At 42.5% G+C, this 23547-nt stretch carries 25 protein-coding genes and 1 pseudogene; 10 read left to right on the forward strand and 16 right to left on the reverse strand.

Annotated features, from left to right (window positions below; translation table 11 throughout):
• Positions 1–84 precede the first annotated feature (84 nt).
• Positions 85–1182, forward strand: coding sequence for a tRNA (uridine(54)-C5)-methyltransferase TrmA (gene trmA, locus PATL_RS20660; protein ID WP_011576727.1), 1098 nt, complete (start codon positions 85–87; stop codon positions 1180–1182).
• On the opposite strand, the gene fabR is transcribed toward trmA, so the two are convergent.
• Positions 1179–1778, reverse strand: coding sequence for an HTH-type transcriptional repressor FabR (fabR, locus tag PATL_RS20665; protein ID WP_006991694.1), 600 nt, complete (start codon positions 1776–1778; stop codon positions 1179–1181). The two genes, trmA and fabR, sit on opposite strands and share 4 nt — an antisense overlap.
• Positions 1779–1937: 159 nt before the next feature.
• Between fabR and PATL_RS20670 the strand changes: the two genes are divergently transcribed.
• On the forward strand, positions 1938–3065 hold the full coding sequence (locus PATL_RS20670) for an acyl-CoA desaturase (RefSeq protein WP_011576728.1): 1128 nt from the start codon (positions 1938–1940) through the stop codon (positions 3063–3065).
• A gap of 189 nt (positions 3066–3254) precedes the next feature.
• Here the strand turns inward: PATL_RS20670 and PATL_RS20675 are convergent, their stop codons facing one another.
• Positions 3255–3581, reverse strand: coding sequence for a hypothetical protein (locus tag PATL_RS20675; RefSeq protein ID WP_011576729.1), 327 nt, complete (start codon positions 3579–3581; stop codon positions 3255–3257).
• Between the two features lie 178 nt (positions 3582–3759).
• Between PATL_RS20675 and PATL_RS20680 the strand changes: the two genes are divergently transcribed.
• Complete coding sequence (locus tag PATL_RS20680) at positions 3760–4269, forward strand: uracil-DNA glycosylase family protein (RefSeq protein WP_011576730.1); 510 nt, start codon at positions 3760–3762, stop codon at positions 4267–4269.
• Between the two features lie 3 nt (positions 4270–4272).
• On the opposite strand, the gene PATL_RS20685 is transcribed toward PATL_RS20680, so the two are convergent.
• Entirely contained in the window at positions 4273–6513 is a 2241-nt protein-coding gene (locus tag PATL_RS20685) for a bifunctional diguanylate cyclase/phosphodiesterase (protein ID WP_011576731.1), read from the reverse strand.
• A gap of 177 nt (positions 6514–6690) precedes the next feature.
• Here PATL_RS20685 and PATL_RS20690 point away from each other — a divergent pair, with 177 nt between their 5' ends.
• Positions 6691–7590: a TIGR03899 family protein gene (locus PATL_RS20690; RefSeq protein ID WP_011576732.1), complete on the forward strand. Its 900-nt coding sequence runs from the start codon at positions 6691–6693 to the stop codon at positions 7588–7590.
• Here the strand turns inward: PATL_RS20690 and PATL_RS20695 are convergent.
• The 9 genes and pseudogenes from PATL_RS20695 to pspA all read right to left on the reverse strand — a co-directional run bounded on the left by PATL_RS20695 (position 7587) and on the right by pspA (position 15619).
• Positions 7587–8357 carry a phosphoadenylyl-sulfate reductase gene (locus PATL_RS20695; protein WP_011576733.1) on the reverse strand — a complete coding sequence of 257 codons (771 nt, stop codon included), beginning with the start codon at positions 8355–8357 and terminating at the stop codon, positions 7587–7589. The genes PATL_RS20690 and PATL_RS20695 overlap by 4 nt on opposite strands.
• Complete coding sequence (cysI, locus tag PATL_RS20700; protein WP_011576734.1) at positions 8350–10059, reverse strand: assimilatory sulfite reductase (NADPH) hemoprotein subunit; 1710 nt, start codon at positions 10057–10059, stop codon at positions 8350–8352. The genes PATL_RS20695 and cysI overlap by 8 nt, the downstream gene beginning before the upstream one ends.
• Positions 10059–11891, reverse strand: coding sequence for an assimilatory sulfite reductase (NADPH) flavoprotein subunit (locus PATL_RS20705; protein WP_011576735.1), 1833 nt, complete (start codon positions 11889–11891; stop codon positions 10059–10061). The genes cysI and PATL_RS20705 overlap by 1 nt, the downstream gene beginning before the upstream one ends.
• A gap of 131 nt (positions 11892–12022) precedes the next feature.
• Positions 12023–12781 (reverse strand): TIGR04219 family outer membrane beta-barrel protein, encoded by a 759-nt coding sequence (locus tag PATL_RS20710; RefSeq protein ID WP_011576736.1) that lies wholly within the window; start codon positions 12779–12781, stop codon positions 12023–12025.
• A 3-nt stretch (positions 12782–12784) separates the two neighbouring features.
• Positions 12785–13771: a DUF2333 family protein gene (locus PATL_RS20715; protein ID WP_011576737.1), complete on the reverse strand. Its 987-nt coding sequence runs from the start codon at positions 13769–13771 to the stop codon at positions 12785–12787.
• 9 nt (positions 13772–13780) lie between these two features.
• A complete protein-coding gene (locus PATL_RS20720) occupies positions 13781–14224 on the reverse strand; it encodes a copper chaperone PCu(A)C (RefSeq protein WP_011576738.1) in 444 nt (147 codons plus the stop codon).
• 115 nt (positions 14225–14339) lie between these two features.
• Positions 14340–14798 carry a hypothetical protein gene (locus PATL_RS20725; RefSeq protein ID WP_232283266.1) on the reverse strand — a complete coding sequence of 153 codons (459 nt, stop codon included), beginning with the start codon at positions 14796–14798 and terminating at the stop codon, positions 14340–14342.
• Positions 14750–14884, reverse strand: a pseudogene (locus tag PATL_RS20730) (PspC domain-containing protein); the annotation flags it as partial. The gene PATL_RS20725 and the pseudogene PATL_RS20730, both read right to left, overlap by 49 nt.
• 75 nt (positions 14885–14959) lie before the next feature.
• Positions 14960–15619: a phage shock protein PspA gene (pspA, locus tag PATL_RS20735; RefSeq protein ID WP_011576740.1), complete on the reverse strand. Its 660-nt coding sequence runs from the start codon at positions 15617–15619 to the stop codon at positions 14960–14962.
• Between the two features lie 351 nt (positions 15620–15970).
• Between pspA and PATL_RS20740 the strand changes: the two genes are divergently transcribed.
• From PATL_RS20740 to PATL_RS20760, 5 genes are read left to right on the forward strand one after another with little or no spacing between them, the layout of a single operon-like run.
• The gene (locus PATL_RS20740; RefSeq protein ID WP_011576741.1) at positions 15971–16264 is read left to right on the forward strand and encodes a hypothetical protein; all 294 of its coding nucleotides are present in this window, start codon (positions 15971–15973) and stop codon (positions 16262–16264) included.
• A gap of 4 nt (positions 16265–16268) precedes the next feature.
• Positions 16269–16964, forward strand: a complete 696-nt coding sequence (locus tag PATL_RS20745; RefSeq protein ID WP_011576742.1) for an SDR family NAD(P)-dependent oxidoreductase — start codon at positions 16269–16271, stop codon at positions 16962–16964.
• Positions 16961–18304 carry an ANL family adenylate-forming protein gene (locus tag PATL_RS20750; protein WP_011576743.1) on the forward strand — a complete coding sequence of 448 codons (1344 nt, stop codon included), beginning with the start codon at positions 16961–16963 and terminating at the stop codon, positions 18302–18304. Before PATL_RS20745 ends, PATL_RS20750 begins: the two co-directional genes overlap by 4 nt.
• Before the next feature lie 47 nt (positions 18305–18351).
• Complete coding sequence (locus PATL_RS20755) at positions 18352–18996, forward strand: acyltransferase (RefSeq protein ID WP_011576744.1); 645 nt, start codon at positions 18352–18354, stop codon at positions 18994–18996.
• Between the two features lie 17 nt (positions 18997–19013).
• A complete protein-coding gene (locus tag PATL_RS20760; RefSeq protein ID WP_011576745.1) occupies positions 19014–20066 on the forward strand; it encodes an acyltransferase family protein in 1053 nt (350 codons plus the stop codon).
• 20 nt (positions 20067–20086) lie between these two features.
• On the opposite strand, the gene PATL_RS22840 is transcribed toward PATL_RS20760, so the two are convergent.
• From PATL_RS22840 to PATL_RS20775, 4 genes are all read right to left on the reverse strand, one after another.
• Positions 20087–20245 carry a hypothetical protein gene (locus tag PATL_RS22840; RefSeq protein WP_198136254.1) on the reverse strand — a complete coding sequence of 53 codons (159 nt, stop codon included), beginning with the start codon at positions 20243–20245 and terminating at the stop codon, positions 20087–20089.
• Positions 20246–20255: 10 nt separating this feature from the next.
• The gene (locus PATL_RS20765) at positions 20256–20534 is read right to left on the reverse strand and encodes a hypothetical protein (RefSeq protein WP_011576746.1); all 279 of its coding nucleotides are present in this window, start codon (positions 20532–20534) and stop codon (positions 20256–20258) included.
• A 213-nt stretch (positions 20535–20747) separates the two neighbouring features.
• A complete protein-coding gene (gene dusA, locus PATL_RS20770) occupies positions 20748–21785 on the reverse strand; it encodes a tRNA dihydrouridine(20/20a) synthase DusA (RefSeq protein WP_011576747.1) in 1038 nt (345 codons plus the stop codon).
• Between the two features lie 204 nt (positions 21786–21989).
• The gene (locus PATL_RS20775) at positions 21990–22535 is read right to left on the reverse strand and encodes a carboxymuconolactone decarboxylase family protein (protein ID WP_011576748.1); all 546 of its coding nucleotides are present in this window, start codon (positions 22533–22535) and stop codon (positions 21990–21992) included.
• Positions 22536–22835: 300 nt separating this feature from the next.
• Between PATL_RS20775 and PATL_RS20780 the strand changes: the two genes are divergently transcribed.
• Positions 22836–23390 carry a pyridoxamine 5'-phosphate oxidase family protein gene (locus PATL_RS20780; protein ID WP_011576749.1) on the forward strand — a complete coding sequence of 185 codons (555 nt, stop codon included), beginning with the start codon at positions 22836–22838 and terminating at the stop codon, positions 23388–23390.
• Positions 23391–23547 lie beyond the last annotated feature (157 nt).

Genomic DNA, 23547 nt, shown 5'->3' on the forward strand with positions numbered 1-23547 from the left:
ATCGCAATCAAAAACTAATATTGCACAAGCGCTGAAAACACTTACAATCCCGCGCTCGTTAATAACATCATCTGGAGAATTGCCGTGCGCCCAACCGAAATTAACCCTGCGGACTATGAACAACAACTCGCTCAAAAAGTTAATAGCGTGCAACAGGCTTTCAAAACATTTTCGATGCCAGCATTAGAGGCGTTTTCATCAGCACCTCTGAATTATAGGATGCGTGCGGAATTCAGGATGTGGCACGACGGAGATAACTTAGATCATGTCATGTTTGACCAATCAACAAAGCAAAAGTATGCAGTAAATCAGTTTCCCCCTGCCAGTATCGTTATCAATGAAGTGATGATGAAGTTATTGTCATTAGTAAAAAAGAACGAAGTATTACGTAGAAAGTTATTCCAAATCGATTATCTGAGTACCCTAACCAATGAAATATTAGTCACCTTGGTGTATCACAAACCTTTGGAAGATGAGTGGCTAAAAGAAGCAAAAGCATTGCGCGCATTGTTAAGAGATGAATTTAAAATCGACATAATTGGCCGCGCGAAAAAGCAAAAAGTGCTGTTAGACAAAGATTATGTGATAGAAACGCTACCAGTGAATGACCGACTCTACACGTTTAAGCAAATTGAAAATAGCTTCACGCAACCAAATGCTGGGGTAAACAGCAAAATGCTTGAGTGGGCGTTAGATGTTACTCAAGATTGCCAAGGCGATTTACTCGAATTGTATTGTGGTGCAGGGAATTTCAGTCTTCCTCTGGCACAAAACTTTCGACAAGTATTAGCAACCGAAATATCTAAATCTTCGGTTGCTGCTGCGCAAGATAATATCCGTTTAAACAACATAGAAAACGTGACTATCTTAAGGATGTCGAGCGAAGAATTTGTGCAAGCACTAAACAATGAACGCAGCTTTAGGCGTTTAGAAGGTATCAATTTGCAGGATTACGATTGCCAAACAGTCTTAGTGGATCCCCCACGCTCTGGCCTTGATGACGACACGCTAGACATGATCAAAGAGTATCAAAACATTGTGTATATTTCGTGTAATCCTGAGACACTCAATAATAATTTGGCAGTATTGAGCGAAACACATAATGTAGTTCGATTTGCTCTTTTTGATCAATTTCCATATACACATCATGTGGAATCAGGAGTTTACTTGCAAAAGCGCTAAACGCCGGCGGCCTCTTTCGCCCCATTAGCGATAAATCGCAACTGCAACTTAACGCGCTGAGCCAACACTGCTTGTTGTTCAGCGCCTGAATCCAACGCTTCTGCACCCGCACTAAAAACAAGTTTAACCATAGCTTCTGCTTGTAAGTTCGCATACTGATAGGGCAACCCTGTTGTGCTCATAGTGTAATCTGTTAGCTCAACAATAAAGTGCTGAATTTCCCGTAATACAGCGGCACGAAATGCCAAAGACGTTCCGGTATGCTCACGAAGCAGCAACCGGAAAACATTGCTATGGGCGCAAATGAACTCCATAAACGTATCCACCGACGTGTTTATCACTCCCCCACCTGAGGCAATCCGCAATCGAGCCTGACGCATCAACTGCCTTAAGTTTAAGCCAGCCTCATCGACTAATGTTAAACCAAGCTCGTCAATGTCTTTGAAATGTCGATAAAATGAGGTCGGTGCGATGCCAGCCGCGCGAGCTACTTCACGCAAGCTGATGCTAGACAAACTTCTTTGCTCGTCCAGTAAACTAAAAGCTGCATCTATAATGGTTCGTCTCGTCTTAAGCTTTTGTTCTTGACGACTCACGTTACGCCCCTTTTGAATATTAATTCCTTTATATTATCCATATTTAACGCGAATCAGCACGAAGTAATAAGGTTCAATACAAGAAATAGCTTGCTAAATACGCGTTTGCTAGATAAATTAGCGTACAAGTGTAAGCTGAATAAAGTACTGCTTTTTGTAATGGAAAAACCCCGTTTAATTCTCACTAATGTTTTAGTCTTTGTGATTACTGGACTAGTCGCACTCTTTCTTGTGCCTTACGTTGCTCTAACCCAAGGGTTTGATGGCGCAGAGATCGCTGCGTGTATTATTCTTATTTACTTCTCAGGGATGTCTATCACCGCTGGATACCACAGGCTGTGGGCGCATAAAGCCTATGAAGCGAATACCTTTGTCAGAGTCGTACTGGCTATTGGCGGAGCAATGGCCCTTCAAAACAGCATATTACATTGGGTTTCTGATCACAGGATCCACCACAGGCATGTGGACGACAACGATAAAGACCCGTATTCGGCCAAGCGTGGCTTTTGGTATTCACACATGGGTTGGATGCTTCGCGAATATCAGATACACCGCTATTCTGATTATAGTAATTGTAAAGACCTTCAAAAAGACAAGGTCGTTGTATGGCAGCATAAGTACTACCTTCCCATCATGCTTATTTCTAACTTTGGCATTCCAATGGCATTAGGTTGGTTGAATGGTGATGTGCTTGGTATGGTGTTGCTTGCTGGTTTTTTCCGCCTAGTGGTTGTCCATCATGTGACGTTTTTTATTAATTCTCTTGCCCATATTTGGGGACGTCAACCTTATACAGATAAAAATACAGCCCGCGATAATGACATTTTAGCTTTTTTCACTTTTGGTGAGGGGTACCATAATTACCACCACATATTTGAATATGATTACCGCAATGGCATTAAATGGTGGCAGTTTGATCCAACTAAATGGCTAATACGAGGGCTGTCGTTTATAGGCTGGACCAAAAACTTACGCCGCTGCCCAGAAGAACGTATTGAGAAAGCGAAGATGGCGATGCAATTGCAGCGCGCACAACAGAAGTTATCTGTGCTTCCAAATGCCGATGAGATATTACATAGTTTACAGCAGGAATATGATGCAATCTTGCATAAAATGGGCGAAATGTACGCCACTAAAAAACGCTTAATGGAAATTCGCAAACATAAATTGAAGCGTAATTACGAGAAACTAGAACTAGATTTTAAATACCGCGAACTCAAATACAATTTAGAGTTACGAAAGCAAAAATGGCTGCAGCTGTATCAAGTAAAATATCAAATGGCTTAGTATTCTAAAGCTCCCACAAGGGGGCTTTTTTGTATGATAGATAAAGTGGTTTTATAAGAAGTGGAATAACTGAAGTATTAAAAAATTGACTTAGCCAAACAGTAAGTTAAGGGCTAAAAATAACCGTTCAATGTGAGCTTATCCCTACATTGAACGATTCAGGTATTTGGTTAACCTAGCACAGCCTTATTACTCAGCGACGTTGAGCACTAATAACTCTGACTCAGCTAATGCATCTTTGTGGGCTATGACATTGATACGCATGTCTTTTTCAAAAAATTGGATTGTCGCAATTGCATTGGCATCTTGCACTTGCGTTCTTTGAGTGATGTCTGACTGCATTTCACGAAACTTAACATTTTGTTGAATTTTGCTAGCGATACATGAACCGTCAATAGCAAATGTGGTAGATTCCATGCAGTCAAATAATCTGTTGTTCTGAGTTTCAGCTTGCGCTGATGCCGCACCGAATGCGCTTAAAATGCCAACAATGATAAATGATTTGATTCTTAACATAATGATTTCCTCGATAAATCGCTTAACAAAGCGCTAAGCATCGCAATCCAACGTGGAAACAAATCAACTCTTAAACCACAGGATTATGACAATAATATGACAAAACTGTATTTTTTGGAAGGAATATTAAATCACCGACTTTGACGACGCTAAAAAATGCCAAGTATGCAAAGCACATTTGCCCCTGAGCCCTCGTCCAATCATTCAAGGAAATCAGCGCTCAAAGATACTTATCGTAGGTCAGGCTCCTGGTATCAAAGCACACGAAACGAACAAGCCTTGGAATGATGCTTCGGGCGAACGCTTGAGGAAATGGCTGAATCTAGACGTTCAGCACTTTTACAATCCAGACAATATTGCAATTCTGCCGATGGCATTTTGTTATCCTGGAAAAGCGTCAAGTGGTGACAAGCCGCCGCGTAAAGAATGCGCGCCCCTTTGGCATGAGCGCCTCATAAACTCCATGCAAATCAAACATGTTTTATTGATTGGTCAATATGCTCAAAACTATTACTTACAGGATAAGCGATCGTTGACGGAAAGAGTAAAAGATTGGCAGGCGTACCAACCAAGGTTTTTCGTTTTGCCCCATCCGTCTCCAAGGAATAACATATGGTTGAAGAAAAACCCTTGGTTTGAGCAGCAAGTAGTATCAGCGATGCAGCACGCCATTGCTAAGATTATCTAGTATCTACAGGGATTGTCCTCTTTTGCGTTGCCCTATAAATGTCAGCAATTCACCAAAAGGCATTGGTTTAGCATACATAAAGCCTTGGGCTTCATCACAACCAAGCTTGAGTAAATAGTTGGCTTGCTCTGGCTTTTCAATACCTTCAGCAATCGTCCTCAGACCGAGTTTTGTCCCAAGTGTGACGATGGTTTCAGCAATAAAGGCCGATTTATTGGGGCTTATTTCACTAACAAACGCTCTATCAACTTTCAAGCGATCAAGCGGTAGCTGTTGTAAATAACTCATTGACGAAAAGCCTGTACCAAAATCATCAAGGGCTACCTTAACGCCAAACTCTTTGAGTTCATTCAGTGCTTCAACCACCAATTGGGGTTCATCCATCACAATGCTTTCAGTGATTTCTAACTCTATGCAATCAGGCTCTAAATCATTGTTTATAATTGCTTTTTTAACCAAGTTTATAAACGCAGGATCACGAAATTGAGGCATAGATATATTGACTGCCATGCGCAAGCCTTTGAATCCTGCTTCTGTTAGCAAACGCAGCTTTTCACATGACTCTTGCATAACCCACGCACCAATATCTATGATTAAGCCTGAGTATTCTGCCAGTGGTACAAATACCGCGGGAGAGACGAATCCCCCATCAGAAGAAGGCCAACGAAGTAGCGCTTCCATACCAATGATATCTTGAGTCACTAAGTCAATTTGCGGCTGATACCACAATTGCAATTTTCGCTCAGCGAAGTCTGTACGCAACTGACGGATCATCTCTAAGCGCCACGTCGTTTGCTCTTCCATTTCTGGGGCGTAATACTCAAAATTCGTTTTTAGACTTTTTTTCGCCCTATTTAACGCTATGTTGGCGTGCTTGAGTATATTGATACCCGTATTTTTTTTACCATTAAACCGACAAAAACCAAATGCCGCGCTCAGCGGTAGCATATGGTCGCCAGCCTCAAATGCATTATTAAACAAACCCTGAAGCGTAGCAGGATTGACTTCTCGCTCTGTACCGACAACGGCGAATACGTCCGAGCCGATTCGCCCCAGCGCTGCCGCTGTCGGAAAAGTGGATTCAATACGTTGAGCTAAGGCCAATAAGGTGTCGTTACCAGTATCCTGGCCTAGCCCGTCATTGATATCGGCGAAATGATTAATATCAATCAAAGCAACCACATCATTAGCGTGCTCTGCATCATTACTGATATCGTCTAGGCGGTTAATAAATTCGATTCTATTTGGCAGCTTGGTTAGCCAATCTTTAAACGCGGCAGTGTGTAGTTGATGGAATAAATTAACATTCTCATAACCCACTGAAATACTTGCTAAAAACACCTCGATCAGCTGCTCATAAGCTTCCGATATTTGTCGACCAATTTTTAAGAATACAGCTGCGTCATATTCAGAGCTTTTCAAATAAAGCACGGTGAAGTTATCGCCGTATATGTGATGCTGTTTTTGAAGACACTGATTAACCGATTGCACTATCTTTTCATCGTGCAGATTATCAATTTTTTTATTGATATAACTTGCGAACTCTCCTGCAGCACCCAATACATAGACCGCATTTTCATCTTTATCGATAACGGAACCAGCTCTGGCACATACAACCCCTGAGGAGTCCAAACCAATAAGCGAGCTTATTTGGGTCACCACACCTTCACAAAATCGATTGACTGAGTGCTCTTCAAGTAAATTTGCGGCCGAATGGATGATTTTTTCTAAACCAATACGACTTTGATTGATCGTTAGAATCTGTTGATATGAGCGTAACGAGGCGATAATGGTTGTGACAAGTTTGCTACGCGTTAACTCTGTTTTCGTCTTGTAGTCATTGATGTCGTATTCTTTGATTACACTTTCTTCAGGAGCATAACCCGGTTGCCCTGTACGCAAAATGATTCTGGGCTCTGTCAACTTCAGTTCATTTCGCATAGTTTGGGCCACTTGCAGGCCTGCGTCGTCCGTTTCCATAACGACATCTAGCAAAATAATCGCTAAAGTAGAGCCTAGAGACTGTATAATTTCAAGGGCTTCAGCCTTGGAATAGGCGTGATAAAAGGTCAAGTTTCGGTCATTAAGCACTAAATCAGAAAGGGCCAAACGTGTTACCGAGTGGATTTCCTCATCGTCATCAACCACCAGTATATTCCAGCTTCCTGCGAATTCAGTGTTGTCAGCCGTGTTCTCCTCAGAGAGAAAAATTAGCTCATCATTCTCATATTCCATTGGACACATTTAATTTACATTTCTCTTGAGTTTACCTGACCACTACAGCAGTATTTCTTAAGTTTAGCTAAATCCTGACTAAATCAAAATTAGTTCGCTCAATATATTACCAGACGCCATGCTACTAGGAACAAGCATACTATGGTAAATAATATTTACTAGATAAGATATTTGTATAAATACCCTATGAAAATAGACAACCAACATACACCGTCCCCGGCGCCTATTGAAAAGGTCAAAAGTAAGCCCTCGACTCCGGTGAGCCCTAACGCTGAGACCCCAGACAAGGGGCCTCAAGATGTTAGGGGCACTGCAGCACGGATGACACAATGGTTTGCACAAATTGGTGTATCACTGCCTTATCAAGGTATGCGTGCTAATAGCATAGAAACCAGAGTACAAAGGCGGCAGAAAATAGCAGCCCAACGTAAGCTAAGTAATATAGAAAGTGTGCTCGAAAAGGCGCTAAAATACTGTATTGAGGAAGGGGAGAATGAGCGTCTCGACCCCGATTGGTTTTATAACTTTGCCAATATGGCAGAGGAAATACATTCGCCGGCCATGCAGGAATTATGGGGGAAAATTTTTGCAGTAGAAACAAACCGACCAGGCAGTTTCTCGCTTCGCACACTGCTCATTTTAAAACAATTAACACAAAAAGATGCTCAGACATTTCGCCGCGCAGTCGCTTTGTCGAGCAGACGAAAAGGTGACACAACACCTAAATTACTTACAGGGTTTTATCAGCAGCCTTCCATACTCGCCATGTTTAGGTTGCGCAAAGAGCAACAACTCAATCTTGCGACCTTTGGCCTTAGCTATCCCGATTTGCTCTCTTTGATGGATTTAGGGCTAATACACCAAACTGAAATAGAATCAGGTGAATGGCCAGTTAATTCAGTGGTGGAATGGAGGAGTAATGGCCAAGTTTTCCAATTGAGCGCAAGAAAACCTGGTACCACTTTAAAGTATTATAAGTTTACCACCTCAGGGGCGGAGCTTTTTACTTTGGTGGGAGTTAACAAGCAAGCAAACTATATAGAAGCGTTGAAACATATTTTGCTCAACGCATTTGTCGTCGACTAAATACCGTCACCATCACCAAATTCATGTAGGCCGCACTCACGTTTTAAGCCAAAGAAGCGAGTATCTTTCTCGTCCATTCCTTCTTGCAAGGAGCGCGTAGTGTGCCAATCGCCGATCGAAACATAGCCCTGCTCCCATAACGGATGATAGGGCATGTCATGCTCTTTTAAGTAATAGTGAACATCTTTATTACTCCAATCCAGGATAGGATAGACTTTCACTTGTCGCGTCAACTTTTGCAATATTGATAGCGATTCACGCATTTCCGACTGACTACGACGCAACCCAGCGAACCACGTTTTTACATCTAACTCAGCAAGCGCTTGCTGCATGGGTTGCACTTTATTCAGCTTATTGTACTGCTCAATGCCGTCGGCACCGTTTTCCCACAATTTGCCAAAGCGTGCTTCTTGCCACGCGCCTGACATAGGCGCTCGGTACACTTGCAGGTTGAGGTTCAAACGCTCAGTTAGCTCATCAATAAATTGATAGGTTTCAGGAAATAGGTAGCCTGTATCCGTCAATACCACTGGAATATCAGGAAATTGCTGAGTCAACATATGTAACATTACTGCAGCTTGAGCACCGAAACTTGAAGACAACATAAAAGTTGGTTCCAGATTTTCCAGTGCCCAGGTCACGCGCTGAACCGCACTTTTCGCTTCCAACTGCTGGTTCAGCTCTTCTAACGAAACCTGCGTTAAAATCTTAGGTGTACCGTCGTTTGGCTCGGCATTTTGCGACGACTGCAACGTTACATTACGCATAAAAATCCTCAGCGGAATTCACCACTTCTGCGATAACACCTGTGCGAATAACAAAGTCACCAAATGATTCATCACTTTGAGCTTCTTTTGCCCACTGGCCGATCAATACATCTAGCTCGTCCATGATTTGCTGCTCACCGATGTTCTCTTTGTACATTTTCGGAATTCGTGTGCCCTGACGGTTTCCGCCTAAGTGCAAATTGTATTTGCCCGGCCCTTTACCCACTAAACCGATTTCAGCCAGCATGGAACGTCCACAACCATTCGGGCAGCCAGTAACACGGTAAATTATGCTCTTTTGCGCAATTGCGTGTTTCGCTAATATGCCCTCTAACTGAGTAACGGCTTCAGGCAAATAGCGCTCAGCCTCTGCCATTGCCAAAGGACAAGTAGGCAAAGCAACGCAAGCCATGGAATCTTTGCGCTGAGCTGACAAGTCATCTTCGATCAAACCATGAGCTCTGGCTATTTCTTCCACTTTCGCTTTATTTTGTTCGCTGACGCCCGCCACAATTAGGTTTTGATTAGCGGTTAAACGGAAATCACCGTCGTGTATCTTGGCGATTTCAGCACAGCCTGTTTTCAAAGGCTTACCTGGGTAATCTAAAATTCGGCCATTTTCAATAAATAGGGTCAAATGATGCTTACCGTCAATACCTTCAACCCAACCAATGCGGTCTCCACGCTCAGTAAACTCATATGCCTGACTTTCACCAAACGTTACGCCTGAACGCTTTTCGACTTCGGCTTTAAAGTTTTCTACCCCTACTCGTTCAAGGGTATATTTGGTTTTTGCGTTTTTACGGTTAACTCGGTTACCCCAGTCACGCTGCGTGCTGACAACGGCTTCAGCAATCGCTAAGGTGTCTTCCACTTTAATAAAACCAAAGTCGCTTGCCTTACGGGGGAATGTAGCGTGGTCGCCGTGGGTCATAGCAAGACCACCACCGACTAACACATTAAACCCGACTAACTTTCCGTCTTTAGAAATGGCAATAAAGTTAAGATCGTTAGCGTGCACATCCACATCGTTTAAAGGAGGAATGGCCACCGTTGTCTTAAATTTACGCGGCAAGTAGTTGGCGCCCAAAATCGGTTCATGATCTGTGGTTTCTTTTTTCTCGCCATCAAGCCATATTTCCGCGTAAGCACGCGTTTTAGGCAGTAAATGTTCACTGATTTTAGTGGCCCATTCATAGGCTTCTTGATGCACTGCCGACTCAATAGGATTCGAGGTACACAACACATTTCGATTAACATCACCAGCAGTGGCAATTGAATCAATACCGACTTGGTTAAGCGTTTGATGCATCAATTTGATATTGGGTTTAAGTACACCGTGAAATTGAAATGTTTGGCGCGTCGTTAAACGAATACTGCCGTAGAGTGATTTTTCTTCGGCGAATTTATCAATTGCTAACCATTGCTGAGGCTTAATAATGCCTCCTGGCAAACGCGCACGTAACATGACATTTTGTAATGGCTCAAGCTTTTGCTTAGCGCGTTCGGCGCGCAAGTCACGATCGTCTTGTTGATACATACCGTGAAAACGAATTAACTGGAAATTGTCACCCACAAATGCACCGGTTAAATCATCTTTTAAATCTTCAGCAATAGTGCCACGTAAAAAATTGCTTTCGCCTTTAAGGCGTTCGTTGTCGGCAAGCTTGCCCTCTACAACGAATTTATTGTCTGTCGTCATTAATAAACGTCCTTCTGATAACGTTTTGCTCTGCGCAATGCAGTTAAATATTCTTCGGCAGCTTCAGCACTCTTAGCACCGTGCTTTTGTACGATTTCGACCAGTGCGGCATGCACGTCTTTAGCCATATGATTCGCATCACCGCACACATAAAAATGCGCACCCTGTTCAAGCCATGCAAATACTTCTGCGCCTTGCTCTAATAATCGATGCTGAACATATATTTTATCTTCTTGATCGCGTGAAAACGCCAAGCTGACTTTACTGAGCACGCCGTCTTTTACGAAACGCTGCCACTCTGTTTGATATAAAAAGTCTTGGGTGTAATTTGGGTTGCCAAAGAACAACCAGTTTTTACCCTCAGCTTCTTGCGCCTCACGTTCTTGCATAAATGCTCTAAAAGGGGCTATGCCGGTGCCTGGCCCAACCATGATGACAGGGGTATCTGAACTTTCAGGCAAACGGAAGTTGTCATTCTTTTCAACAAAAACTTGTACTTCACCGCCCTCTTCTAAGCGCTGAGCGAGGTAACTTGACGCGCCGCCCTGATGAATCTGGCCATGTGCATCGTATTCAACTAATGCCACAGTTAAATGCACCTCGTCTTCTACTTCAGCTTGGCTCGAAGCAATAGAATAGAGACGCGGAGTCATACCCCGCAGCATATCAACTAACGCTTGAGCATCTACTTTTGCTGGATATTGGCGCACAATATCAATAATTTGACGTTCGCCTAGGAAAGCCCGCAAGCCTGCTTTGTCTTCGAGTAAGGCATTCAATTCAGGATTATTCGCAATCTCAGCATACGCGGTCACAAATGACGGATAGCTCTGGGTTAACTCACGCTTTTCAATCAGTGCATCACGCAGGGCAATAGCTTCACCGCTTAAGGTAACTTCCGCCTCACCTTCAACGCCAAGCAAGCTAAGCAACTCGTCTACCATGCTAGGGTCATTTTTGAACCAAACACCTAATGCATCACCTGGGCGATATTGAATGCCTGAGTCTTCAAGTGAAATTTCAATGTGCCTGATGTCTTTGACTGAATCACGGCCAGTTACTTTTTGGCTTTCTAACAAACTCGCTGTAAAAGGGTTTTTCTTAGAATACTGAGCCGTGGCCACTGACAGGCTGGGCTTACCAACATGAGGCATGGCTACCACATGTGAATTGCTTTTAGCTTTCAGCTCATCTTGAACTTTATTTAAAACTTGTTCACCCCAGGCTTGCGCAGCGTCATCGTAATCCACATCACAGTCAACGCGATCGGCAATACGCTTGGCACCTAACTCATCAAGCTTTTTGTCAAAGTCTTTGGCGGTCTGGCAGAAAAACTCATAGCTGCTGTCTCCTAGGCCTAAAACTGAGAAGCTCAAATTTGGTAATTTAGGGGCTTTTTTACTTGAAAGAAAATCATGCAACTCAATGGCATCATCTGGCGCATCCCCTTCACCATGGGTGCTAACAATGACCACGATATGTGATTCATTCTTCAGTTGTTTCGCTTTGTAGTCAGCCATATTGACCAACTTGGCTGCAATGCCTGCTGCATCGAGCTTGGCTTTGTAGCCTTGGGCCAATGCCTTAGCGTTACCCGTTTGAGAGCCGTAAAGAATGGTAATGAATTTATCCGCACCCGCTGCCTCGCCAACTGCTGGGTTTGCTTGAGGGATCGTTGTACCGACCTGAGTCTGAGCTAGCCCAGCCAGATAACCACTTAACCAACCTAACTGAGATGGTGTGAGTGACGGCGTCAATTGATTAAGCTGCGCCCATTGGGTATCACTTAATGCAGTAGTAGAACCTAAATTTTGCTGTGTATTTGATGACATAATATCGCTAACCTCGAATGCTATGGCACTAGGTTAGCGATCTATCTTCATAACCGGAAAGAATAAATACTAATTTTTTATTACTTAATGGACTGAGCGAAAAGTCAACAAATCGCTACAGCCAAAATAGTTTAAAAATGTACTTCAACGCCAACAAACGCGCCGCTGAATTCAAAGTCGGTATAAATACCGTCTAAGTCATCTAATTCCATCTTTAACTGGCGATAGCCAAGCTGTACTGTAGCGTCAATAGCGATATTATCGAGCAAACCGTAAGTGATCGCCGCTTGATAATCTGAAATGGTGTTATCGTCGAACGCTAAAAAACTTCCTTCTACATATGCACCCAATCCTGTAAATGGTACACCTACAGCAACGCGAGAATAAAGCATTGGCACAAATCCAGAGAAGTCTTGTGAGGCATTCTGTGTTGCATCACCTTGTTCTTCTACATAAATATCGCCGTCAACATGCTTAGCGTTGATACCTAAGTCAAAACTTATTAGGTCATTATCAAACAACTCATAATAAGCAATGTAATCAGTGCTGATTAAATCAAGTGAAGTATTGACCGTGGTGTTCGCTGAAAACAACTCTGAACCATAGGTCATGCTAGAGGACAGCACGGTTTCCCCATTGGTATCTAGCCCTGTACGTTGTAATTTAATATTTGGTACGAATGGCACAGGGTGCTCAAGCGCAACATAAAAGCTGCTCTTGGTTTCATCTTCAAAATTAAAATCAACGTTATTATTGCTATCAGAAAACCCACCGGTTGTCTCCATATCCCATGCTTGCGCTCCCGCATATACGCCTAAAAGAGTGTCGGCTTGGCTCGAAAAACTTGAAAAGGCCAATACCAGTGCACCAGCACAGAGTGATTTGTTCATTCGTTATCCTTGATTTAGTAGTTCTGAAAGTTCAATTAGAGCAGCATTCGCGCGGGAAATATAGTTCGCCATCACCAACGAGTGATTTGCTAGCATGCCAAAGCCACTGCCATTTAAGATCATGGGGCTGAAAATAGACTCTTGGGTAGATTCAAGCTCACGAATAATCTGCTGGACGCTGACTCGCGCATTCTTCTTGTCTAATACATCTGCGAAATCAACTTCAACCGCTTTTAAAAAATGAATTAATGCCCAACTTGCGCCGCGCGCCTCATAGAAATTGTTGTCTAACTGAAACCAGCTTGTTTGCTCACGCAGTTCTTCAGCAGGGATAGCTCCTGCACTACTGTCACCCGCAAAGCTTGTATCAAGCCTGTCCTGCCCTACGCTGACACTTAATTTTTGTGACAAGTTGCCTAGTCTTTTTTCAACTTGTTTTACCCAATCACGCAAGTTATCGGCGCGCGCATAAAATTGTGCCGTGCCCTGGCGGCTAGTAGATAAACTTGCGCGGTACTGATACAGCTTATCGATAGCATCTTGATATTGAGATTCAGCAGAAGGTAAAAGCCAACTGCGGTGATCAATATTTAGTTTTGGCTGTGCATCGGTCAAAAATGGATTTTCGCTAGATTGTGATTGAGAGCGGCTAATATCTTTACGCATGGATAAAGCCAAGTCTCGCGTCATCTCTAACGCGCCAAACTCCCAACTTGGCATGTTGTCCATAAACAATCCTGGCGGCATAACATCATTGGACAAGTATCCACCAGATTTATTCAACAGGGTCTCTGTTACGGTAATCAAGCTAGTCGTCAAGGTATATCCGGGGACTAGTTTTTCGTTATGTTGCTGGGCGTATTCTTGAGCGGTTTGCTTAGGATCAAACGTGGCAGGTTCAAAGCTCCAATAAATCGCAATGAGCCAAAAAATTAAAAACAGTATTGCTGCAATACTCAGCAACCATTTTGGGGTTAGGTACTTTTGCATGCTCACCTCCTAGTGATGACGATGTTGATTGGGTGATACGACAACTGCATTAAAATTGATCTGTTGACCGTCCTTTGTGATTAACACTAAAGGTACGATTTGCTCTTTTTTCAAAGGCTGCTTCAAGCCGAAGATCATCATGTGTAGGCCTCCGGGCGCAAACTTAACTGTTTTTCCGGCAGGAATAATAACAGCATCTTGTTTCTCCATACGCATGACTTCACCTTGCATAATGTGATTATGCAGTTCTATTTTTTTAGCAATCTCGGCTGAACCACCGACTAAAGATATATCCTGGTCACTGGTATTGGATACGGTAAAATAAGCAGATGTATTAGGTACGCTCGGCGGTAACAATCTTATCGTGGCATCAGAAATTTCTACTTCGGCAAAGGCTGCATTCGCTAAAAAAATCAGAACCATAGCCGTTAATTTTACTATATTCACTGGCATCTACTCTTCCGTTTAAGTGAAAACAGAATTATTCAGTAAATTTCAACAAGATGCTACCCATTCCAGTAGATGGGCTTCCATGTCCCACGTTTATACGGGAAAGATTAACCGAGAATCACGAATAACTATCGTTGCTTTTTTTATCTTTTAGTAACCATATTATGATGATTGCACCTAGCAATATTGGCCAGATACTACTCAAACCTGCAAATATCAGTGCGCCCAATATAGCAAATACGGTGAAGCCAATAGCGGCAACAACACTGAGCGCAACAGCAAATCCAATCATCACTAATACAACCCCCACAATCACTAACAAAATTAACGACGTTACCGGCTCTACAAAATCACTGTCGAGTTGCAGACGAATATCGAGCAAATCTGACGCTGCATATCCAAGGCTGTAAGTTATCAAGATAGCAATTAACACTGCCAGCGCTAGGTTCTTGAGTACATTCATGGGCGTGTAGGCAATAAAAGTACTGCCATACCATATGCAACGGCTGTGGGAACCGGTAGCAACAGCAGGCTCAAAATTGCTGCAATACGTATTGCCCAGCGCGGCTGATCCCAATGTTTTGCTAATCCTGCGCATACACCTGAAATTTTAGCGTGCAATGCATCTCTGTGAAGCCTGTTTATATTTATGTAATCTCTCATGTCATTCTCCAAATTTGAGGTGAGCAACTTTCCGTTTCTGCTTACACCTCTAACTACTCAATCGGTTCTCTGTGCTTATGCGACTTTTTTTCGCAGCTCAGCAAGCTGTTTTTCTATTTCTTCGCTTGCTTCTAATTCAGCTAATTCAGCATTCAGGCTTTTTGTTTCACTGACCAAGTCAAAGGCATCAACTTGCGCTTCTAGGTCATCGATACGGCGCTCGTATTGATCAAACTTCACGATAGCGGTGTCGACTTTGTTGTATGCATCTGAATGTCTTAGCTTTAAGCGTGAACTTTGAGTACGTTGTCTTATCAGTAACGTTTTTTGTTTCGCTTTAGCTTCAATTAGCTTGTCATTTAACTGGCTACTATCACTTTGTAGTTTATTAATAGACTCTTGAACTTCGTTTAGTTGTTCGTGCAGACTATCTAAAGCCTGATCTACTCGCTGTTTTTCACCTAGCGCTGCTCGGGCAAGATCTTCACGCTCTTTTTGTAAAGCGATCTGCGCTTTGTTCTGCCAATTCGCACTTTCAATTTCAAGTTTACTGATACGACGCTCAATCTGCTTCCTATCAGCCAACACCGTCGCGGCAACGGAACGTACCTCAACTAATGTATCCTGCATCTCTAAAATGAGGTGCTTAATCATTTTTTCCGGATCTTCAGCCTTATCCAATAATGCATTAATGTTTGATTGCACGATATCTGACATTCTTGAAAGTAAACCCATAATAAATCTCCACTTGGTTAGGTTTATTGGTTGTACGTGTTATGCAACCAACCGTTATCTATTTACTAGCCTGTTACAAGTGTTGTGCCACATGAAGAATAAGACTTAACCTTATGAAATTTATAGCTTATTTATTCTTGTAACAATCGAGTAGGATCCTACCTTTGATAACAAGTGGTTATTTTGACCAATGAGTTAGTGAGATTAACGATTGTGAAACACGTTATTTTTCTAAAAGAGGGCTATTTAGAGTTTGCAGATTGATATTTTTTGAGCGTATGATAATCATCTACAGCACGATTTTTAAGCAGGAATGCTAATTATTATCATCTATAACCAAGGAAGAACTGTATGACCCACGATGAAATTCAATCACTCATTTTTGCAGCACTTGAACTCACAAATCAATCTCGCGAAGACGACGCGCAAGTCCCCATATCACCCGACACGCCTCTTTTTGGTAAGCAAGGTCACTTGGACTCTATGGGGCTAGTCGCATTGCTCATCGATATAGAAGACATGTTGCTCGACCAAGATATTCAAGTGTCTTTAAGTGACGAACGCGCCATGTCGGCCGCCAATAGTCCTTTTAAAAACGTCAGTTCTCTCGTTGATCATATCGACAAACTTTTATCAGGGAAATAACCCGATGCAACACATACTTGTTACTGGTGCGAGTCGTGGCCTTGGGTTATCAATGGTTGAACATTTATTAGCGCAAGGGAATATCGTATTTGGATGCGCTCGTGGTGAGAGCACTTTTTCACACAAAAATTATCATCACTTTAAAGCGGACGTTTCGAGGGAAGAAGACGTCAGCAACTTATTTATTCAGATAAGAAAGTCATTTAAGTACATCGACGTGTTGATTAATAACGCGGGAGTCGCACGAATGAACGCGTTCGCCCTGACTCCTGTTAAAAATATGCGCGAGACCATAGACGTGAATTATGCGGGTACTTTTATGTGCTGCCAAAAAGCAATCCGTCTACTTAGAAAATCAGCAAACCCTCGTATCGTCAATATGAGTACCGTCGCAGTGCCGATGAACCTAGAGGGAGAAGCGGCTTATGCTGCGTCTAAAAGTGCGGTGGAATCCTTAACACGTGTACTCGCCAAAGAGCTAAGCAGCTTCAATATAACCTGCAACGCAATCGGACCTTCGCCAATAGCCACAGACTTAATACGCGGCGTGGGTGAAGAAAAAATAGCACGCTTAGTCAAGCAACAAGCGATACAGAAAATGGCGCAGCCGGAAGATGTACTCAACTTAATCGACTTTTTCATCAAGCCACAGAGCAAAATGATTACAGGTCAGATCATTTATCTAGGAGGGATATCATGACAGTACAATTTCTATTGGACAAAATGGCAGAACTCGAAAACCAACAAGCCGTCGCAGTTGGCAGCAATGTTATTACATATGCAGAGTTACTAACCAAATATCATGCTTGGCTTAAGTGGATAAAAGAAGAACAAATACAGCCCGGAGAAGTCGTTAGTATCAAATCTGACTATAGCGCTGATAGTATTTCTCTGTTTTTGGCATTGACGCATAATCGCAATATTATTGTGCCGCTATCAAATGACTCAAAGGCCCATTTTGATACCTTCTGTGATATCGCTCAAAATCAGTACGATATCATCCTCGGCAATGGCCCTGTTACGTTAGTTAGAACCAATAATCAACCGAACCACGAGCTATACCAGGTTCTGCACAAAAGAAATCAACCCGGTTTAGTATTATTTTCCTCAGGTTCTACGGGAAAAAGCAAAGCAATATTTCACGACTTATCACAGCTCCTCAATAAGTTTACCGTACCGCGGAAAATGATGCGCACACTGGCCTTTTTGCAATTTGACCATATTGGAGGGGTGAATACGTTACTTTATACCTTGGCAAATGGCGGTACGGCAGTGGTGCCTGCTAAACGAACCCCAGAATCCGTGTGTGAAGCCATCGATACTCATCAAGTGGAAGTGTTGCCTACTTCGCCTACCTTTATTAATTTACTGTTGCTCTCTGGCGCGGCAGACGACGCTGACCTTAGCTCACTTAAACTGATTACTTACGGCACTGAAACCATGCCTGACAGTACACTTGCAGCAATTACCGCAAGATTTCCTGAAACGAAGCTACTGCAAACCTATGGTCTGTCCGAAGTCGGTATTCTGCGCTCTAAATCGAGAGATTCGAAATCCCTGTGGGTCAAAGTGGGCGGTGCTGAATTTGAGACCAAAATCCTAGATGGGCGTCTTTGGATAAAATCAGAATCCGCCATGCTAGGCTATCTTAATGCCCCCTCTCCTTTTGATGAAGACGGCTTTTTAGACACTGGCGACCAAGTTGAGCAAGATGGTGAGTGGATAAAAATATTGGGCCGGCAGAGTGAAATCATTAACGTAGGCGGTGAGAAGGTCTATCCCGCCGAAGTCGAAAGTGTCGTTTTGGAAATGGATGGCGTAGAGGACGCCGCCGTGTATTCTATTCCTCACGCGATAACAGGAATGCTCGTCGCTATCGAGGTGAAGCTGAGCACTGAAGAAACATTATCAGAATTTAAAGTCAGAATGCGCAAATATTGCTCTGCTAGCTTACAGCAATACAAAATTCCTAGAAAAATAACTTTAATTGATAACTATACTCACAATGCACGCTTTAAAAGGATGCGTAAACGATCGTAATAATTGATATTCAATGACGATATTACGACCCAACAAGGATATTGACCATGTATAGCACTATCAAATTAATCATAAATCGTATTTGCCAACTTATTGTTTTACCTCTGGCTATCACTTGCTGGTTAGAAACCAAATTAAGCCAGCGTTCTGAAGCCGTTTTTGCGTTTTGGACGCACATCGTTTCAATATTACCTGGACTGCCAGGCGTATTTTTACGAAGAGCATTCTATTCACTGACCTTAGAAAAATGTTCTCTTAATAGTCACATTGGTTTTGGCACTATTTTTGCTCATCGAGGCACCATCGTAGAAGACAATGTCTATACTGGAATTTATTGTTCAATAGGCTCTGCATATTTAAAAAAGAACTGCTTAATCGGCAGTCATGCCAGTTTGTTAAGCGGAAACACCCAACACCAGCGTAACGAAGAAAATGGTGAATGGATGCCATTTTCTAAAGACAACATCAATCGAATAGAAATCGCAGAAAATGTCTGGGTAGGCGCAGGCGCCATTATACTCGCCAATATAGGAAGAGGCTCTTTGGTAGCCGCCGGTGCTGTCGTTAATACCAATGTAAAAGCAAATATTATTGTTGCAGGCAATCCTGCAAGGTTTGTTAAAAGCTTCACCCAGACTTCAACAGTTGAGACCCCCTCTGCGACAGTAGAAAATTCCGTTTTGAATCCATGATGTTAGGAAAGTAAAAGATGAAACGCTGTGATTTTGTAGACTGGATGAAAGCAGTAGGCATGTTCCTCATTGTGTTCGGACACTTTTTTGGCGACCCGTTTAATCAATTTACCCAACCGATCCTGCCTAAACAGTTAGGTGTCGCTATGTTTGTTTTCATCATGGGCTGGGGTTTAGGCAAGGTAACGAAAGACAAATTATCGGTTAGCTACAGTCGCTTATTTCCTATGTTCTTTTGGGGAATTATCATTGCGGTGTTCATTAGTGGAATTAGCCTACTGGCTATAGACAACCCTTCGATAAGTAATTACTCGCCTTTTGTTTTTGGGGTAAATGTCATTTTTGATGGTTTCCCAGCGAACCCGACGACGTGGTTTATTGGCACGTATTTTCATATAATTTTGCTTTGGGCGATTCTTTTTCATCGCATTCACGTCACCCCTCAAATACTTTTTTGTAGCCTGCTGATAGAAATCATTATTCGCAGCTATTTTATCGGTAACGAAACCATTTTTATTGCGTACATGACGGTCCCAAATTGGCTTACGCTATTTTTGCTAGGTATGTATATGTGTCAGCGAAAAGATCAACCTAACTCGAAAGGATTAACAGTGATCGGCGTGATTTGGGCAGTATTTCTGGTTTCATGGGCGCTTGTTTTAAACGAGTTTAACGTGACCCAAAGGTTTCCTTTCAAAAATATCGAAATTATCTCGCATTCAGTAAATGCAGTGCTTACCTCTGTCGCCGTCTCAGTCGTATATCTAGCCAATACCTTATTTAGTATTGCTGTATTCAGTCGTATTAAGGCCGGTCGGATAGTGCGATTCTTCTCGCGTAATACCATTATTGTTTTTATAGGTCATATGCCGCTTTACTTCGTTCTTGAACCTATTGTCCGGCTCGTATTTCCCAGTGGTTGGCCAAAACGATTGTGTATTGTTCTTATCATGTACATCGGACTATCTTGGCTGTCTGAATTACTACACAAATGGATAAAAGTGGACTCTATTAAAAAGTGGGGATGGGAAAAAATAACGCAGTTTGTGCCAAAGCTGGCTAAACCTTAAAATCTCTACAGCGATCAATACTACAAAGAGTGACCGCTGTTTATGCTTGAGCTATTAAGGTTAGAAGGTGTACCTACGTTTTCCTGCAACGATACGATGACGGAAAACAAAATAGCACCCGCGATGTACGCGACAACTGGTGCAAACAAGAGCGTGATAAGAGTGTTATGGTCGAACATAATCATCTCCTTATTCTGCTTGGTTTTTATCTTCTTCATCTACATTTAAATCAGTAATAGTGACTTTGCTTGCATATACAGGCTCATTACTATTAATACTAAACATGTTGCTAGCTGTCAGTACTGCTTCTTGAATACCATACTGAAGTTCAGTTTTAGTTGTCTCTATGGTTTTCACCATCATGCCGCTAACAAATTGCTCTAAGTTCACTTCGGCTGCTGATGCATGTGAGCTAAATGCAAAGGTAGACGTTAAGGCGATCGCTGCGATAGTTGATTTAGTAAACATAATATTTCCTCTTTTCGTTAAATGATTAAGTGTTTTGATTTTTTTGAACACTTTAGTTAAGTCGAGTGAAATATTGCGAGAGTTGTGCCAAGTGCAAAATATTTTATAAGAAATTGATATATAAAGATTAATTTAAAAATCAATGTGATCATGAAAATCAAAATAGGTTAAAAATGCAACAGGTTAGTAAAAACCACCACTTAAGTGGTTAAATTAGCTAACCCTACTATCTTGATACGCTTTAGCGGTGGCGCGCGCTTCTTCAACCGCTGCCAATGCGTTAATAAGTAGTTCTGGGCCGACCTGCAAACCATTCTTACTTTGCCCAGTGCCATGCTGGCTCAAATAACGTCGCCAAATACGCCCCCCAGGTTGACCTTGAAATAAACCCAACATATGACGAGCTATATTCCATGCTCGCGCACCACTTGCCATCTGAGCTTCAACATAAGGCAGCATAGCGTGTACTATCTCTTCTCGGCTTGGTACTGGGCTGTCATCTTGATAAAAAAGCTTGTCCACGTCAGCCAGAATATAAGGATTACTATAGACCTCACGCCCTATCATTACACCGTCAAGCTTCTCTAGATGCATGGTTGCATCATCCAGCGTTTTCACTCCACCATTGATACTAAGGTTTAATTGTGGAAACTCTTCTTTTAGCGCATAAACGCGGTCATACATCAAAGGAGGAATATCACGATTCTCTTTTGGGCTGAGACCTTTCAACCAAGCTTTACGAGCATGCACCGTGAATATGTCGCACCCAGCATCAGCAACAATCTGAATAAAATCGGTTAAGTCTTTGTATTCGTCCATATCATCAATTCCGATACGGGATTTCACCGTAACAGGGATATCGACTTCTTTTTGCATCGCCTGAATACAAGCCGCTACGGTTTCGGGTTCTGCCATCAAGCATGCGCCGAAACGTCCATTTTGTACTCTATCAGATGGACAACCAACATTAATATTGACTTCGTCATAGCCCTGCTCTTGGGCCAGGACGGCACAACGCGCCATATCCACCGGATCAGACCCACCTAACTGCAGTGCAACAGGGTGCTCAGTGTCGTTGAAAGCAAGGTAATCCCCTTTACCAAAGATAATAGCTCCCGTGGTAACCATCTCTGTATATAGCAGGGAATGTTTGGAAATTTGACGCAAAAAATATCGACAATGCTTATCGGTCCAATCAAGCATTGGTGCGACAGAGATAGTGCGGTTGAGGGGTACAGACGGATTATTCACTGAAAACCTTTGATAGTTAAAATTTATTAATAACAACCAGTCACTGGTAATTATCAATATGCCCCTTCGAGACTGAGAGCATAAATAAGCAGCGAATTATAGCATTAGTGCGCGCGTCGATAAACGTCAGGTTGATGATCAGAAAAAGGCCGCTTATTTAACGGCCCTTGATGACGTGAACTAAGTCAGTGTAAATGCTTTTATTTACTTCCAAGCAAACGTTTTAAACGGCTCATCAACGGGTGTATTCGCTACATGGTTAGTGTAGTTACTCATCACTTTTTGCGACAAACCTAGAATGATTTCAAGCAGTTGTCTTTGCCCGTAACCAGCTGCAAAGAAATTTTGTATTACATCATCAGACACTGCACCGCGCTCGCGCACCATAGCTAGCGTTGTATCGTGTAACACTTGTAGTTTTTCGGTTGGCATAGCTTCTCTATTACGCAGTGCTTCTGTTAGCTCAGCTGACACTTTCATTGAATTGGCAATTGCGGTGTGAGCGGGTACACAATAAGTACAATTGTGCTCAACGTTAATCGTTTGCCATACAACCGTTAGCTCTTCAGCGTCGAATGAAGAATCCATGAATAACTTATGAAGCACTTGGTAACCTTCAAGCAATCCTGGCGCTTCGGCCATCACAGCATGCAAGTTAGGGATCATGCCATTGGTCTTTAGTGACTTTTCTAGAATCGACTTACTTTTTTCTGGCGCTGTTTCTACTGTGTGGAAGGTAAAATCTGTCATCGAATGTTCTCCAGATATTAGGATTGATGTGGTGACTTTTCTAAGTCAGTGAAAGCAATGTATATCATCATGAACGATCGTTCAAGTTAAATATGAACGACTGTTCAAAAATAGCTTAACTGTTACGTCCATCCTCGAAATAGCATCATCGAATACTTGTCCTACTTGCTGGCGCTAGTGTTGTTCACCTAAGGTGTTCGAGTCGTAAATATTCAATCAGATTGTGAGTATCCAGTTGTGCTATGGTCGGGTTACTCGGTTCGAACCTAGTTCACATCACTCAATAAATGAGGAGCGTTAATGGAGCATCATTCACCCTGGCACGCCATATTTTATCAGTCGCTGTCAGCGCATGAAAAAATACCAGCGAGTCGCTACTTACAGCTTGCCACGGTTGATAACCAAGGCAACCCACGTTGTCGTACCTTGGTTTTTAGAGGCTTAAACCAAGATAAAAATCAGTTGTATCTGCACACAGATAATCGAAGCGAGAAAATGTCGCAACTTGAGATACAAAAACATGTAGAAGCGTGTTGGTACTTTAGCGAAACCCGAGAACAGTTTCGCTTCAGCGGTCACATAGAGTGTATCGGCCAAAGCGAAAAGTCAGAAACGACGAGCGGTTCGCCAAAAGCCCAGCATTTACGTCTTGCGCATTGGCAAAAGCTGAGTGACGCGCTACGAGAAAGTTATGGGCCAAACTATGATATTGCCCAACCTGATGAGAATTTTGTTTTGCTGATCCTACACATCACCCGAGTGGATTATTTACGCCTTGCTCCCCTGCCTCACTTACGTGTTATTTACCACCTAGACGCTAGCGAAAATTGGCAAGCAGAAGCTGCTGTACCGTAAAAACGACCTGCCAAAGTTGAGCAAGCATGTTTCAAGGGGATTAGTCAAAAAATCAACAATTAATGACAGTTGGTCAAAATAAGTACACAGTAGAGCAGTAGGATAGATTTCTATGGGTTAACGCTGCTCATATAGGGTTACCCAGTTAAATCTATTA

It is taken from the genome of Paraglaciecola sp. T6c (genome assembly GCF_000014225.1).
Taxonomy (GTDB): domain Bacteria; phylum Pseudomonadota; class Gammaproteobacteria; order Enterobacterales; family Alteromonadaceae; genus Paraglaciecola; species Paraglaciecola atlantica_A.